This window comes from Brevundimonas sp. SGAir0440, from assembly GCF_005484585.1.
Classification (GTDB): domain Bacteria; phylum Pseudomonadota; class Alphaproteobacteria; order Caulobacterales; family Caulobacteraceae; genus Brevundimonas.
The window spans coordinates 2,793,607-2,808,159 of sequence record NZ_CP039435.1 but is presented as its reverse complement, the minus strand read 5'-3'; the positions used below and the strand labels follow the sequence as shown (position 1 = coordinate 2,808,159).

The 14,553-nt window shown below is 67.6% G+C and carries 13 protein-coding genes; 10 read left to right on the top strand and 3 right to left on the bottom strand.

The features are described from left to right. Positions 1 to 4 precede the first annotated feature (4 nt). A complete protein-coding gene (purB, locus tag E7T10_RS13755) occupies positions 5 to 1,303 on the bottom strand; it encodes an adenylosuccinate lyase (RefSeq protein ID WP_137722239.1) in 1,299 nt (432 codons plus the stop codon). 162 nt (positions 1,304 to 1,465) lie between these two features. On the opposite strand from purB, the gene E7T10_RS13750 reads away from it, so the two are divergent. From E7T10_RS13750 to E7T10_RS16055, 3 genes are read left to right on the top strand one after another with little or no spacing between them, the layout of a single operon-like run. After that, positions 1,466 to 1,786, top strand: a complete 321-nt coding sequence (locus E7T10_RS13750; protein WP_055752969.1) for a multidrug efflux SMR transporter — start codon at positions 1,466 to 1,468, stop codon at positions 1,784 to 1,786. Positions 1,787 to 1,808: 22 nt separating this feature from the next. Continuing rightward, positions 1,809 to 2,477, top strand: coding sequence for a glutathione S-transferase family protein (locus tag E7T10_RS13745; protein WP_137722238.1), 669 nt, complete (start codon positions 1,809 to 1,811; stop codon positions 2,475 to 2,477). A 35-nt stretch (positions 2,478 to 2,512) separates the two neighbouring features. Continuing rightward, a complete protein-coding gene (locus E7T10_RS16055; protein ID WP_256371841.1) occupies positions 2,513 to 2,644 on the top strand; it encodes a hypothetical protein in 132 nt (43 codons plus the stop codon). A gap of 4 nt (positions 2,645 to 2,648) precedes the next feature. Here the strand turns inward: E7T10_RS16055 and E7T10_RS13740 are convergent, their stop codons facing one another. Further along, positions 2,649 to 4,340 carry a lytic transglycosylase domain-containing protein gene (locus E7T10_RS13740; protein ID WP_137722237.1) on the bottom strand — a complete coding sequence of 564 codons (1,692 nt, stop codon included), beginning with the start codon at positions 4,338 to 4,340 and terminating at the stop codon, positions 2,649 to 2,651. Positions 4,341 to 4,424: 84 nt separating this feature from the next. Continuing rightward, positions 4,425 to 5,237 (bottom strand): uracil-DNA glycosylase family protein, encoded by an 813-nt coding sequence (locus tag E7T10_RS13735; RefSeq protein ID WP_137722236.1) that lies wholly within the window; start codon positions 5,235 to 5,237, stop codon positions 4,425 to 4,427. A 195-nt stretch (positions 5,238 to 5,432) separates the two neighbouring features. On the opposite strand from E7T10_RS13735, the gene E7T10_RS13730 reads away from it, so the two are divergent. From E7T10_RS13730 to glyS, 7 genes are all read left to right on the top strand, one after another. Beyond that, on the top strand, positions 5,433 to 7,088 hold the full coding sequence (locus E7T10_RS13730; RefSeq protein WP_137722659.1) for an electron transfer flavoprotein-ubiquinone oxidoreductase: 1,656 nt from the start codon (positions 5,433 to 5,435) through the stop codon (positions 7,086 to 7,088). 64 nt (positions 7,089 to 7,152) lie between these two features. Then, a complete protein-coding gene (locus E7T10_RS13725; RefSeq protein WP_137722235.1) occupies positions 7,153 to 9,030 on the top strand; it encodes a tetratricopeptide repeat protein in 1,878 nt (625 codons plus the stop codon). 3 nt (positions 9,031 to 9,033) lie between these two features. Further along, on the top strand, positions 9,034 to 9,912 hold the full coding sequence (locus E7T10_RS13720; protein ID WP_137722234.1) for a 4-(cytidine 5'-diphospho)-2-C-methyl-D-erythritol kinase: 879 nt from the start codon (positions 9,034 to 9,036) through the stop codon (positions 9,910 to 9,912). Positions 9,913 to 10,115: 203 nt separating this feature from the next. Further along, positions 10,116 to 11,012, top strand: a complete 897-nt coding sequence (locus E7T10_RS13715) for a fasciclin domain-containing protein (RefSeq protein WP_137722233.1) — start codon at positions 10,116 to 10,118, stop codon at positions 11,010 to 11,012. Positions 11,013 to 11,112: 100 nt separating this feature from the next. Then, a complete protein-coding gene (locus E7T10_RS13710) occupies positions 11,113 to 12,006 on the top strand; it encodes a glycine--tRNA ligase subunit alpha (RefSeq protein ID WP_039244438.1) in 894 nt (297 codons plus the stop codon). Continuing rightward, positions 12,003 to 12,380, top strand: coding sequence for a hypothetical protein (locus tag E7T10_RS13705; RefSeq protein ID WP_137722232.1), 378 nt, complete (start codon positions 12,003 to 12,005; stop codon positions 12,378 to 12,380). Before E7T10_RS13710 ends, E7T10_RS13705 begins: the two co-directional genes overlap by 4 nt. After that, positions 12,380 to 14,440, top strand: a complete 2,061-nt coding sequence (gene glyS, locus E7T10_RS13700) for a glycine--tRNA ligase subunit beta (protein WP_137722231.1) — start codon at positions 12,380 to 12,382, stop codon at positions 14,438 to 14,440. Before E7T10_RS13705 ends, glyS begins: the two co-directional genes overlap by 1 nt. Positions 14,441 to 14,553 lie beyond the last annotated feature (113 nt).

The following is a 14,553-nucleotide window of genomic DNA, read 5'->3' as shown; positions in this document are numbered from 1 at the left end:
GGGGTCAGTCTCCGAACACCCGCTTGAACACCACGTCCACGTTCTTGGTGTGGTAGCCGAGGTCGAACAGGGCCTCGAGCTGGTCGGCGGGCAGGGTGACGCGGTCGTCGGCCTTCAGGAAATCCAGGAAGGCGCCTTCGCCGCGCCAGACCTTCATGGCGTTTTCCTGAACGGCGGCATAGGCGTCTTCGCGCGACACGCCGGCCTGGGTCAGGGCCAGCATGACCCGTTGCGAGTGCACCAGACCGCCCAGGCGGTCGATGTTCTTCTGCATATTCTCTGGGTAGACGTTCAGCCGCTCGACCACATTGGCCAGACGGTGCAGGGCGAAGTCCAGGTGGATGGTGGCGTCCGGGCCGATGCCGCGCTCGACCGACGAGTGGCTGATGTCCCGCTCATGCCACAGGGCGACGTTCTCCATGGCGGGCGTCACGGCCGAGCGGACCAGACGGGCCAGGCCGGTCAGGTTCTCGGTCAGGATCGGATTGCGCTTGTGCGGCATGGCCGACGAGCCCTTCTGACCCTTGTCGAAGAATTCCTCGGCTTCGAGGACTTCGGTGCGTTGCAGGTGGCGGATCTCGACGGCGAGGCGCTCGACCGAGCTGGCGACGACGCCCAGGGCGGCGAAGAAGGCGGCATGACGGTCGCGCGGGATGACCTGGGTCGAGACCGGCTCGACGGTCAGGCCCATCTGGTCGGCCACGTACTGTTCGACGGCCGGGTCGACATTGGCGAAGGTGCCGACGGCGCCCGAAATGGCGCAGGTGGCGATCTCTTCCTTGGCGGTGATCAGGCGGCGTTTGGCGCGCTGGAATTCGGCGTGATAGCCGGCCAGCTTCAGGCCGAAGGTGACGGGTTCGGCGTGGATGCCGTGCGAACGGCCCACGGTCGGGGTGTATTTATGCTCCTTGGCGCGGGTCTCCAGCGCGGCCAGAACCCGGTCGACGCCCTCGATCAGCAGGTCCGAAGACCGCGCCAGCTGAACCGCGAAACAGGTGTCCAGCACGTCCGAAGAGGTCATGCCCTGGTGCAGGAAGCGCGCTTCCTCGCCGACGATCTCGGCGACGTGCGTCAGGAAGGCGATGACGTCGTGTTTTGTGGTGCGTTCGATCTCGTCGATGCGGTCGGCGTCGAAGGTCGCATCCTTGCCCTTGGCCCAGATGGCGTCGGCCGATTCCTTGGGGATCACGCCCAGTTCGGCCATCTTCGTGGCGGCGTGGGCCTCGATCTCGAACCAGATCTTGTACTTGGTTTCCTGGGACCAGATGGCGGCGGCGACGGGGCGGGAGTAGCGCGTGATCATGGGCGGGTCGTGTCGGTCGTGGGCGGCGCGGAGTCAAGGTTTGCGGGACGGCGCGGTTGACTTTGCCGGCCGTTGTCCCAGATTCAGCGCGCTTTCAGGAGGACGACCTCCCCCACATGGGACTAACGCCGGGACGACCCGACGCCATGCAGGGAGAATGTCATGGCCTGGGTATTCCTTCTTTTCGCCGGTCTGCTCGAAGTCGTCTGGGCGTTCCTGATGAAGGCGTCGGCCGGCTTCACGCGACCGTGGCCGACGGTGGGGATGATCGTCTTCATGATCGGCTCTTTCGGTCTGCTGTCGCTGGCGATGAAGACCCTGCCGCTGGGCACGGCCTACGCCATCTGGACCGGCATTGGCGCGGTCGGCGCGTTTGTGGTGGGCGCGGTCTTTTTGGGCGAGCCGCTGACGCCGCTCAGGATCGCGGGCGTCGCCCTGGTCGCATCGGGCCTGGTTGTGCTGAAGCTGGCGGCGAGCCATTGATGGCGGCGACAGGAGACGCGTGATGGAACTGGTGATCGGCGACAAGGCCTATTCGACGTGGTCGCTGCGGCCGTGGCTGGTGCTGAAACATTGCGGCGCGGCCTTCGACGAGATCGTCGTGCCGCTGAACCAGCCCGACACCGATCAGCGCATCCGTGAGCATTCGCCGTCCGGTCTCGTCCCTGTGCTTAAGGTCGAAGGGGAGGTGATCTGGGATTCGATGGCCATCGCCGTCTGGGCGGCCGAACGCTATCCGCAAGCCCGCCTCTGGCCTTCGGACGCCCATGCGCGCTGGCTGGCGCGTTCGGCGGCGTGCGAGATGCATGGCGGCTTTACCGCCTTGCGCACGGCCTGTTCCACCGGCCCTGATCACTGGATGGTCGGCCCCAGCCGGGCGCCCGCGCCGGACCATCCGGGACTGGCCAAGGATTTGCGCCGGATCGTCGAACTGTGGCGGAGCCTGCGTGAGCGGTTCGGCGCGGGCGGCCCCTATCTGTTCGGCGACTGGTCCGTGCCGGACGCCTTCTTCACGCCGGTCGCCGCCCGCATCCGCCATTTCCAGCTGGACCTCTCAGTGCACGGAGACGACGGCACGGCCCGGGCCTATGCCGAGACCTTGCTCGCTCATCCGCATTTTCTTGAGTGGGAAGCCGACGCGCTGGGCTTAACACACGGCAACCATCCCGGCTGACGCCGTATTAAGCGGACGCTGTTATTTCGACGGGGATGACGAGCCCGGTCCTGCCCAGCCCTCCGACCCAAGTCGCTGCGCGCGGCCTCAATCCCGTCATGGCCTATGGGCTAGCGGCGCTGGTCGGGGCGGCCTTTTGGGCCAGCCTGCTGTTCGCGGTCTTCTGAGAGGTTAGCGCACGCCGGCGACCGGCGTCGTTTCGGCGATCAGGACCGGCTCGGCCTGCGGCGGCGGGGCGACGTAATCCAGCGCCATCGGCACGGCGCGCGCGCCTGACGCGACGGCGTCCAGCGTTTTCAGCGGGCCGCCGAACAGCCGCTGATAGATCCAGTAGCTAGCCATGACCTTTTCGACGTAGTCGCGCGCCTGGGGCACGTCGATCGTTTCGATCAGCAGCAGGGGATCGGCGTCCGCGCCCAACTTCCTGACCGCCGCTAGCATCGGCCCAGGCCCGGCGTTGTAGGAGGCCACGGCCCGCAGCAGATCGCCCTGGAAAGCCGCAAGGGCCAGCATCTTGTTGATGTAGGCCTGGCCCAGACGCATGTTGACCGCCGGAACCAGCAGCTTGGTCGGGTCCGAGATGAAGGTGCGATCGCCGGTCATCTCGGCCGCCGTCGTCGGCATGACCTGCATCAGCCCATAGGCGCCGACGCTGGAGCGGGCGTTGGGATTGAAGTCGGTTTCCTTGCGCGCCAGGGCGTAGACCAGCGCCCGCTCGATGACGAAGCCGCCTTCGGGCGTAAGGTCCGGGATGGGATAGCGCGTCGCGTCGATGCGCGTGGCGTCGCCGTTGTTGACTGGCAGGATGGCGCGCGCCAGGGCCGTCCACATCTTGGCCGCATCGCCGACGGCGGTGCGCAGCCCGGACCGCAGCTCGGTCTCGGCGTCGGCGTTGCGCCCGACCTCATAGAAGGCGACGGTGCGTTTGGCGCGGGCGTCGGCCTGAACGAAGGCTTCCAGGGCGGTCGGTTCGACGGCGGCGCTCTGGGGCACATAGGCGGCGCGGCGCAGGCGGGGCTCGGCCTCGTAGGGGCGGGGCCCCATGTTCTCGATCGTCGGCTCTTCTCCCAGCTGACGCAGGGCGATCTGACCATAGAAGGTGGCGGGCCACTGAGCCGACAGGCGCAGATAGTCGGTCACGCGATCCTGACGACCCGACTGGGCGGCGGCGCGCGCGGTCCAGAAGGCGGCGCCGGCGCGGACCCAGGCATCCTCGGTCGGATCGTTGGCGACGCGTTCGAAGGCGGCGAAGGATTCGTGGAACTGGCCCAGACGCCATTCCGCCAGGCCGACCGTCCACCAGTCGCCGATCTGGCGACCCAGGGCCGAGGCGCCGGTCAGGTCGTCGTTGTTGTAGGCGACGCGCGCCGCCTTGGCCGGATCGGTGACGCCGCCGTCGCCGGACACGGCGCTGACCAGACTGTTCCAGGTGCGGCCCAGCACGCCGCCGGGACGCACCGGCTCGGGCGCGCCGTCGGGGCGACGACGCAGCGCCAGCGTATAGACCCGGTCCGCGCACGGCAGATCCGAATAGGTCTCAAGCCAGGCCGTCAGCTCTTCGTAGGTGGCGACATGATCGGGATGGAACAGGCTTTCGAACTCGACCTGACCCAGCAGCACGCGGTCCTGCGCCTGCCGGGCCGCCATGCGGGCCGTCTCGATGTCGCCGCGTCGCAGGGCGTCGAAGGCGGTGGTGTAGGAGATTCTGTCGGCCGAACTCAGCGCGGTGGGACGTCCGGAACCGGCCCCGGCTCCGGCCTCGGCGGTTGACCCGTAGGGCGTCTCGGCGGTCGCGGCCGTCGTGGCGGCGCAGAACGCAAGGACGATCGTCGACGCGAGGATCGCGCGGCGGAACAGAAACATAAGCGGCGGCCCCCTCGTTGGCGACGCGCGTAAGATACAGGCGCGTGTATGGCGATCGGTCGTCAGCATGCGAACATGCCGCGATTAGCCTTGTTCTTCAACCGAGTCCGTTTCAAGGCGAACGGCCAGCGAAAGCAGGTCGCTCCACACCTGTCGTTTCGCTTGTGGCTGACGCAGCAGAAAGGCGGGATGCAGGGTCGGCATGACGGGCGCCGACACCGCTCCCTCCAGCAGGCGCCATTCCTTCCAGACGCCGCGCAGCTTCATGATGCCTTCCTCGGCGCCGAGCACCGACTTGGCCGAGGCTGCGCCCAGCAGCAGCACGGCCTTGGGCTTCAGCAGGGCGAAGGCGCGCTCGACGAAGGGTGCGCACACCGCCTGTTCCTGCGGGCTGGGGGTGCGGTTGCCGGGAGGGCGCCAGAAGACCGTGTTGGTGATGAACACCTTGTCGGTCAGGCCCGCCGCCGCCAGCATCCGGTCCAGCAACTGCCCGGCCTTGCCGACGAAGGGCTGGCCCGCCCGGTCCTCATCCCCGCCTGGACCTTCGCCGATAATCAGGACCGAGGCGTTGGGGTTGCCGCGTCCGAACACCGATTGCGTCGCGCCCATGCCGCGCAGCGGACAGCCCTCGAACGCCGCGACCGCTGCCGCCAGATCCTGAAGCGTCGCGGCGCCGGCGGCCAGCCGCCGCGCCTCGGCCAGGGCGTCATCGGCGTTGACGCCGGCCAGGGGCATGACGACCGAGGCCGTCGCCCTCTGCACCGCCTTGACGGCCGGCGGCGGGGCGATGTGGGTGTGATCGACGGGCGCATCGCCATAGCAGGCGTCGACCCCCGCATCCCGCCAGAAGGCGAGCAGGCTTTCGACTGCAGCGATGTCATGGGGTTGCGCGTTCATGTCTCGAACCACCGATAAGCCTTGACCGCCCTCGCGTCACCTTCCGATAAGCGGCATAACCACACAGATAACCGGGATTCAGGGGAAACCATGGCCGAAGACGCCATCGAAGGCGGCGCGGAAAACGCCCGTCAGGACGCCATCATCGACAATCTGCCGCCGCTGGAGGCGCTGAACGGCGTCGAGCGCGAGATCATGGAATATGACGTCGTGATCGTCGGCGGCGGCCCGGCCGGCCTGTCGGCGGCCATCCGCCTGAAGCAGCGCGCGGAAAAGGACGGCAAGGAAATCACCGTCGCCGTTCTGGAAAAGGCGGCGGAGGTCGGCGGTCATATCCTGTCGGGCGCGGTCATCGATCCCAAGGCGCTGAACGAGCTGTTCCCCGACTGGAAGGAACGCGGCGCGCCGCTGGAGACGCCGGTCACCAAGGACAAGTTCCTGCTTCTGGGTCCGCAAGGGTCTGCGTCGCTGCCGATGCCGCTGATGCCGCCCTTCATGCACAATCACGGCTGCTACATCGCTTCGCTGGGCAACGTCACGCGCTGGCTGGGCGAGCAGGCCGAGGCCCTGGGCGTCGAGGTCTATCCCGGCATGGCCGCCAGCCACGTCGTCTGGGAAGAAGAGACGGGTCAGGTGAAGGGCGTCGTCGCCGGCGTCTTCGGCATCGACCGCGAGGGCAAACCGACCGGCGATTTCCAGCCCGGCATTGAACTGCACGGAAAATACGTCTTCATCGCCGAGGGCGTGCGCGGCTCCCTGGCCAAGACCATCATCGCCAAGCACAAGCTTCAGGACGGCAAGTCGCCCCAGAAATACGGCATCGGCCTGAAAGAGCTGTGGCAGGTGCCGGCCGACAAGCATCAGCCCGGCCTGGCCCAGCACACGACCGGCTGGCCGCTCGATGAACACACCGGCGGCGGCAGCTTCCTGTATCACTTCGGCGATCGCTACGTGGCCGTCGGCTATGTGGTTCACCTGAACTACAAGAACCCGTTCCTGTCGCCGTTCGACGAGTTCCAGCGCTTCAAGCACCACCCCGAGATCGCCCAGCACCTGGAGGGCGGAACACGCATCTCCTACGGCGCGCGCGCCATCACCGAGGGCGGCCTGCAGTCGATCCCGAAGCTGAGCTTCCCCGGCGGCGTGCTGATCGGCTGTTCGGCCGGCTTCGTGAACGTGCCCCGCATCAAGGGCAGCCATAATGCGATGAAGACCGGCATGCTGGCCGCCGACGCTGCTTACGACGCTGTTCAGGCCGGGCGCGCGGGCGATGAACTGGTCGAATACCAGACCGCCTTTGAAAAGAGCTGGGTCTATAAGGAGCTGTCGGTCGTCCGCAACGCCAAGCCCCTGCTGTCCAAGTTCGGCACCACGCTGGGCGGGGCGCTGGGCATGTTCGACATGTGGTGCCGCACCCTGTTCGGCGGTCTGTCGCCGATCCCGACGCTGAAGCACGAAAAGACCGACGCCGCCTCGACCGGTCTGGCCGCCGACCACAAGGCGATCGCCTATCCGAAGCCGGACGGCAAGCTGTCGTTCGACAAGCTGTCGTCGGTGTTCATCTCCAACACCAACCACGCCGAGGACCAGCCGGCCCACCTGAAGCTGCTGGATCCGTCGATCCCGATCCGCGTCAACCTGCCCAAATACGGCGAGCCGGCGCGGCTTTACTGCCCGGCAGGCGTGTATGAGGTCGTCTATGGCGACGAGGCGGCCAAGGCCGATCCGCGCTTCGTCATCAACGCCCAGAATTGCGTCCACTGCAAAACCTGCGACATCAAGGATCCGTCGCAGAACATCGTCTGGACCACGCCCGAGGGCGGCGGCGGTCCCAACTATCCGAACATGTGACTGAAGGGGGCAGGGGCGGTGTTCCGCCCTTGCCCGCCGCTGCAAAAGCGTGAAGGGTCCGGGCATGATCGCCTCCCGTTCTCGTCTGTTCGCCGCCTCCCTGACCGTCCTCGCCGTGGCGCTTTCCGGCCACGCCTCGGCTCAGGAAACGACCCCGCCCGCCCCGACGCCGGACACCCATCCGCCGGCCGTCATCCTGGAGCCGGGCCAGACGGCGCCGGGCCAGGCCACACCAGGTCAGGCGCCGACCGAGGCCGCGCCCGATCCTCACATCATCATCACCGATACGCCCGCGACGCCGGCGATCCCGGCCGTCTGGGCGCCGATCCCGACGAACGCCGAGGGCCGCAGCGCCTATGGCCTGTATCTGGCGGGCAAGCTGGCCCTGATGCAGGGCGAGGGGGCGACCGGCTCGGACTATCTGGCCCAGGCGGAACGGCTGACGCCGGAACAGCCGCGCGTGCGCGAACAGGCTTTCACCTCCGCCCTGCTGACCGGCGATCTGGACGTGGCGGCCGCCCTGGCCCCGACCGATGCGACCGCGTCTCCCGCGTTCGTCGAGGGCGGACGGCTGGTGCGTCTGGTCCAGCATTTCGTGCGCGGAGACGCCAGGACGCCGAACGCCGAACTGGCCCGTCAGCCCGTCGGCGCCCCGCACGCCCGCGTCGGTCTTCTGGTCGCGCCGTGGATCGCGGCTGCGGCTGGCGACTGGACCCGGGCGCTTCAGCCGGTCCCGACCGCCGGAGATCCCCTGACCCTGGCCTTCGCCCGCATCAATCGCGCCGCCCTGCTGGAGAAGCGCCGCGACTATGCCGAGGCCGAGGTGGAGCTGAAGGCCGCTTCCGAGGTCGCCGGCGTCGGCGCCCTGTTCAAACGCCCCTATGGCGAGTTTCTGGAACGGCGCGGTCGCCGCGACGACGCCGTCGCTCTGTATGAAGCCGCCATGGCGGTGCAACCCGTCGATCCAGGTGTGGCCCGCGCGCTGCAACGGCTGAAAGACGGCGGCCGCCCGCCTGCCTTGCCCGACTTCCGCGAAGGCGCCGCCCAGGGCTTGATTACAGCCGCCGCCCAGGCTTCGGCCGAGCGCGGCAACGAATTCGCCGCCGTCTATCTGCGCCTCGCCCAGAACCTGCACGACGATGACGAGACGGAATATCAGCTGGCCCAGGTGCTCTCGCGCGCCGGTCTGAAATCCGCCGCCCGCAACGCCCTGTCGCGGGTCGGGACCGCCGATCCAAAACTCTATGCCGCCGCCCGCGCCCAGTTGGCCGTGGCGCTGGAAGAAGACGGCCAGTCGCAGGAGGCGCTCACCGAGCTACGCCGCGCTGCGGCCGCCAGCCCCGACGATCGGCAGATCGCCTTGGTGCTGGCGGGTCAGCTGATGCAGCTGAAACAGCATGACGAGGCGCTGGCGTTGCTGGACGGGCCGCTTTTGAACACCGCTGATCAGGGCGCCAGCGTTCACTTCCTGCGCGGCGCCGCCTATGAGGCGCTGGGTCGTGTTCCCGAGGCCGAGGCCGAACTGTGGGCCGCGCTTCAGACCGCACCGAACGACGCCGACATGCTGAACTACCTCGGCTATCTTTGGGTCGATAAGGGGCTGCGGGTTCAGGAAGGCGCCGAGATGATCGCCCGCGCCCATGCGCTGGAGCCCGACAACGGCAACATCCAGGATTCGCTGGGCTGGGCGCAGTTCAAACAGGGCCAGTACGAAACGGCTGTCAACACGCTGGAAGAGGCTGTCGACAAGGAGCCGTCCAACGCCGAGATCAACGATCACCTCGGCGACGCCTACTGGAAGGTCGGCCGTCAACGCGAAGCCGTCTGGCTGTGGAACCGCGTCCTGGTGCTGGAGCCCGAACCCGAACGTCGGGCCAAGGTCGAACGCAAGATCGCCAATGGGCTGGACAGCGCGCCGAGCGCCCAAGGCGTCGCGCAATAGGTCATGCCCGCCCTGACCGCCTTGGCGCCGGCCAAAATCAATCTGTTCCTGCATGTCGGCGCGGTGGACGCCGACGGCTATCATCCGCTGTCCAGCCTAGTCGCGTTCGCCGATGTCGGGGATCGCGTGTCGGTCGAGCAGGCGGATTGCCTGTCGCTGACGGTCAACGGGCCTTTCGGCGCCGGGCTGGGCGCGACGGACGACAATCTGATCCTGCGCGCGCTGCGCCGACTGGGCGACGCCTGCGATATCGGAGCGCCGAAACTGAAGGTCACGCTGAACAAGCGCCTGCCCATCGCGGCGGGGCTGGGCGGCGGGTCGTCCGATGCGGGCGCAGCGCTGAAGCTCGCGCGCGACGTCCTGGCGCTCGATCTCGACGACCACGCGCTTGAGGCGGTCGCGGGCGTCGTCGGCGCGGACGGGCCGATGTGTCTGCGGATGCGCACGGCCTGGGCCGAGGGGAGGGGAGACGTGCTGACGGACGAGCCCCGGCTGGCGCCGCTGCCGGCCGTGCTGTTCAACCCCGGCGTCCCCTCGCCGACCGGCGCCGTCTATCGCGCCTATGATGCAGGGCCGGTGCGGGCCGCCGACAGACCCTCGCCTCCACACGAGTGGTCCATCGGCGCTGTCATCGACTGGCTGTCGGCGCAGCGCAACGATCTTGAAGCGCCTGCGCTGGCGCTGACGCCGGCGATCGGCGCAGCCCTGTCGGCGGTGGCGGCGACCGATCAGGTCGCTCTGACCCGCATGTCTGGCTCAGGCGCGACGGTGTTCGGTTTGTATCCCAGCGACGACGCGGCCCAATCCGCTGCGCGCGCTCTGTCCGCTGCACATCCCGAGGGCTGGGTCAAAGCAACACAGCTGTCCGTACAGCAACGCTGAAGCTTTGTGGCCGAATACCGGCGATCAGGCTGCGAAACCGGCGATTTCGCCCAGGTCTCGCCCAGATCATCACAAACGTTACGCATTGTTTCGAAATCTCGGAACCAGATCACGGCGTTCTGATTTGAGTCGGCAGTTCCGATGTCTGGAACGGGTCGCCGTCTCCCCCGTGGCGATCCTCAAACAGGAAAAAGGAAATCGCCATGCTTCGCGCAAAACTGCTTGCCGCCACCGCCGTCGTCAGCCTGATGGCCGCCCCCGCGTTCGCCCAGGACATGACTGCTCCGGCGACCACGACGACGCCCGCCCCGGCGACCATGCCGCAAAACGATCCGGCCACGCCGGCCATGCCGCAGACGCCGGCGCCTACGGCTGAAGCCGCCGCCACCACGACCACGACTGCAGAAGCGACCACGCCCGTCGCCGGTGAAACCGTTGTCGACAAGCTGAAGGCCAGCGGTCAGTTCACCACCCTGCTGGCCGCGCTGGACGCCGCCCAGCTGACCGACACCCTGGCCAGCCGCCCGGCCATCTCGATCTTCGCCCCGACCGACGCCGCCTTCGCCGCCGTGCCCGAGGCAGAGCGTACGCGTCTGATGGACCCGGCCAACGCCGCCGAACTGCGCCAGCTGCTGCTGTATCACGTCATCGTGGCCGACGTGACGCCCGACCAGATCATGGGCAAGAAGGGCGGCGTGGAGACGGCCGCCGAGAGCCAGGTCCTGCTGGACGGCACGGGTTCGGCCATCAAGGCTGACGGCGCGACCGTCGTCAGCGCCGAGCTGGACGCCTCGAACGGCGCCATCTTCCCGATCGACAAGGTCCTGAACCCGGCGAACTCCATGGCCGCCATGGGCGATGAAGAGGCCGCCGCGCCCGCCGAGGCCGCCGCTCCTGCCGCTGAGGCGACCCCGGCTGCTGAAGCGACCCCGGCCCCGACCGCGCCGAACGGCCAGCCCGCCGCGATGACGACGACCACGTCCTCGTCGCCGGTCGTTAACCCGACCGATGGTCAGGTCGACACTCCCGCCACCCCGCCGGTCGATGCGGCTGATCCCGCCGCCGACGGCGCGGCCGAGGCCAAGCCGACCCCGAACTGATCAGGGTCATCCACGCGCTCGCTCGGTAGCGTGTTGAAGCGGAAGGCGGCGGGCCCTATGGTCCGCCGTCTTTTTTGCAGCCCCTCCCCACGAGCCCGATTTGACCACCTCGACCGAGCCGCTTGCGTTTCAGGACCTGATCCTGACGCTCCACCGCTATTGGGGCGAGCAGGGCTGCGCCATCCTCCAGCCCTATGACATTGAGGTCGGGGCCGGCACGCTGCATCCCGCCACCGTCCTGCGCGCCCTCGGTTCCAAGCCGTGGAAGGCCGCCTATGTGCAGCCCAGCCGCCGCCCCGGCGACGGCCGCTATGGCGAAAACCCCAACCGCCTCCAACACTATTACCAATACCAGGTTCTGCTCAAACCGAACCCGGCTGACCTTCAGGAACTCTATCTCGGATCGCTGGCGGCCATCGGCATCGATCCGAAACTGCACGACATCCGCTTCGTCGAGGACGACTGGGAAAATCCCACCGTCGGCGCCTGGGGCCTGGGCTGGGAGGTTTGGTGCGACGGGATGGAGGTGACGCAGTTCACCTATTTCCAGGGCGTTGGCGGCATAGAGGTCGATGTGGTGTCGGGCGAGCTGACCTACGGGCTGGAGCGTCTGGCCATGTACGTGCAGGGCGTGGACAACGTCTATGATCTGAAGTTCACCAAGGAGGGGCTGACCTACGGCGAGGTCTTCCTGGAGAACGAGCGCCAGCAGTCGGAAGCCAACTTCCACGGCTATGACGTCGACGGTCTGAAGCGCCGGTTCGAGGATATGGTGGGCGAGGTCCAGCGCCTGCTGGACATGCGCGGGCCGCAGGATCAGCCGCTGGTCCTGCCCGCCTATGACCAGGTGCTGAAGGCCAGCCACCTGTTCAACCTGATGGACGCCCGCGGCGCCATCGCCGTCGCCGAACGCCAGAGCTACATCGGCCGCATCCGCGAACTCTGCAAAGCCTGCGCTCTCGCTTACGTCGAACAAGAGCGGAAAACGGCGTGAGCGTTGATCATTCTTCTGAGCTCGTGAGCGGCAGTATGGCGTTTTCGAACCGCCTGCTGCGTTTGACAGCTGGACTCAGTCAGCGTGGGCCAGTGTGGCAGATGAATCCGCAGCCTGTGACCTTGAATGGTCGAGCGCCTAGCATCATCCACGCCAGCTTCGAGTCCCTTGTCCAATCGCATAACGGCACGCTCGGTAGCCTTTGGGAGAACGAGCATGGTCTGAACGGCGAGTTCTACTTTGAACCTGCCTATTTTGATTTGCTGCAGCAGGCCGCGCTTTCGGCGGCAGACCTTGAACTCACCGTGATCTTCGGCGCACGCGACCAACAGGTCGAGACGCTGATGTTAACGCTCCAACACAAGACCGCCTGATGCCCCAGCTGCTTCTCGAAATCTTCTCCGAAGAAATCCCCGCCCGGATGCAGCAGGGCGCCGCGCGCGACCTTCAGCGGATGGTCTCCGACCGGCTGAAGGTCGCCGGCCTGACGTGGGACGCGCTGACGACCTATGCCGGTCCGCGCCGCCTGACTTTAGTGATCGACGGCTTGCCCACGGCCACGCCGGACCGTGAGGAAGAGGTCAAGGGCCCGCGCGCCTCGGCCCCGGAACAGGCGCTGGAAGGCTTTCTGCGCAAGACCGGCCTGACGCGCGATCAACTGACCGAGCGCGACGGCGTCCTGTTCGCCGTCCTGTCGTCCAAGGGGCGCGCCACGACCGATCTGGTCGCCGAGACGGTGGATCAGGTCATCCGCACCTTCCCCTGGCCCAAGTCGATGCGCTGGGGTTCCGGCACCCTGCGCTGGGTGCGTCCGATCAAGCGCATCCTGTGCCTCTTCGATGGCAAGGTGGTCCCGTTCGAGATCGACGGGATTCAGAGTGACGCGATCACCGAGGGCCACCGCTTCCTGGGTTCCGGCGAGCTGCTGCGCGTCAGCGACTTCGTCGACTACCGCACCCAACTGGAAAAGAACTTCGTCCTGCTGGACGTCGCCGATCGCAAGTTGCGGATACTGAAACAGGCCAAGGCCGCCTGCGCCGCACGCGGCCTCGCCCTGGTCGATGACGACGGCCTGCTGGACGAGGTGGCGGGTCTGGCGGAATGGCCGACCCCGATCCTGGGCGACATGGACCCGCAGTTCCTGGCCCTGCCGCCGGAAGTCGTGCGCCTGTCGATGAAGGTGCACCAGAAGTATTTCGCCGTCCGCGATCCGTCCAAGGATGGCCTGGCCCCCAACTTCCTGGTGGTCGCAAACGTCGAGGCGACCGACGGGGGCAAGGCCCTGGCCGCCGGCAACAGCCGGGTTCTGTCCGCCCGCCTGAACGACGCCCGCTTCTTCTGGGAAGAAGACCAGAAGGTCGGCTTCGACGCCTGGAACGCCAAACTGTCCGGCGTCACCTTCCACGCCAAACTGGGCACCCTGGCCGAGCGCATCGAGCGCATCGCCGCCCTGGCGCGCGAGATCGCACCGCTGGTCGGCGCCGACGCCGACGAGGCCGAAACCGCCGCCCGCCTGTCCAAGGCCGATCTGCTGTCGGGCATGGTCAGCGAATTCCCGGAACTGCAGGGGATCATGGGCGGCTATTACGCCCGCCTCGCCGGCCATTCCGACGCGATCGCCGACGCCGTGCGCGACCACTACAAGCCCCAAGGCCCCGCCGACACGGTCCCGACCGCACCGGTCACGGTCGCCGTCGCCCTGGCCGACAAGCTGGACACCCTGGTCGGCTTCTTCGCCATCGACGAAAAGCCCACGGGCTCAAAGGATCCGTTCGCGCTGCGGAGAGCGGCGCTGGGCGTGATCCGGTTGCTGCTGGAGAATCAAACGCGACTGTCTTTGGTTGATCTTCAGCCGGCGATGATACGTGGCTACCCTAGCGGCTTGGCTGGTGACGCTGCGATAGCGGGACTTCATGGTCTCATCCCTTTCTTCGCCGACCGCCTGACCGTCCTCCTGCGCGACCAAGGCCAGCGCCACGATCTCGTCGCCGCCGTCTTCGCCCTAGGCGACGACGACCTCGTCCGCATCGTGCGTCGGGTGGAAGCCTTGGCCGCCTTCCTCGCCACGGACGACGGCGCCAATCTGCTGGCCGGCTACAAGCGCGCCTCCAACATCCTCCGCGCCGAGGAGAAGAAGGGGCCGCTGCCCACCGGCATGGTCCAGACCGGCCTCCCGAACCAGCCCGAGGCCGAGACCACCCTGGCCTTCGCCGTCGGCGCCGCGCGCACCGCCGTCGAGGCCGCGCTGGAGACCGAGGACTTCGCCGCCGCCATGACGGCCCTGGCGCGCCTGCGCGCGCCCGTGGACCGCTTCTTCGACGACGTTCTGGTCAACTCCGACGTCCCCGCCGAACGCGAAAACCGCCTGAAACTGCTGGGCCAGGTCCGCGATGTCATGGGCCAGGTCGCCGACTTCGGCCAGATCGCGGGGTAGGGGCCGCATTGTCTCCTCCCCACTTGTGGGGAGGGGGACCGCGTAGCGGTGGAGGGGCTCTTGACGTCACACGGCTGCGATGTGGCGAAGAACCCCTCCGTCACGGCGCAAGC

What these genes read in the sequence shown, in the direction of transcription:
- purB (WP_137722239.1), bottom strand. Translation starts at nt 1,303, where the DNA reads ATGATCACGCGCTACTCCCGCCCCGTCGCCGCCGCCATCTGGTCCCAG.
- E7T10_RS13750 (WP_055752969.1), top strand. Translation starts at nt 1,466, where the DNA reads ATGGCCTGGGTATTCCTTCTTTTCGCCGGTCTGCTCGAAGTCGTCTGG.
- E7T10_RS13745 (WP_137722238.1), top strand. Translation starts at nt 1,809, where the DNA reads ATGGAACTGGTGATCGGCGACAAGGCCTATTCGACGTGGTCGCTGCGG.
- E7T10_RS16055 (WP_256371841.1), top strand. Translation starts at nt 2,513, where the DNA reads ATGACGAGCCCGGTCCTGCCCAGCCCTCCGACCCAAGTCGCTGCGCGC.
- E7T10_RS13740 (WP_137722237.1), bottom strand. Translation starts at nt 4,340, where the DNA reads ATGTTTCTGTTCCGCCGCGCGATCCTCGCGTCGACGATCGTCCTTGCG.
- E7T10_RS13735 (WP_137722236.1), bottom strand. Translation starts at nt 5,237, where the DNA reads ATGAACGCGCAACCCCATGACATCGCTGCAGTCGAAAGCCTGCTCGCC.
- E7T10_RS13730 (WP_137722659.1), top strand. Translation starts at nt 5,433, where the DNA reads ATGGAATATGACGTCGTGATCGTCGGCGGCGGCCCGGCCGGCCTGTCG.
- E7T10_RS13725 (WP_137722235.1), top strand. Translation starts at nt 7,153, where the DNA reads ATGATCGCCTCCCGTTCTCGTCTGTTCGCCGCCTCCCTGACCGTCCTC.
- E7T10_RS13720 (WP_137722234.1), top strand. Translation starts at nt 9,034, where the DNA reads ATGCCCGCCCTGACCGCCTTGGCGCCGGCCAAAATCAATCTGTTCCTG.
- E7T10_RS13715 (WP_137722233.1), top strand. Translation starts at nt 10,116, where the DNA reads ATGCTTCGCGCAAAACTGCTTGCCGCCACCGCCGTCGTCAGCCTGATG.
- glyS (WP_137722231.1), top strand. Translation starts at nt 12,380, where the DNA reads ATGCCCCAGCTGCTTCTCGAAATCTTCTCCGAAGAAATCCCCGCCCGG.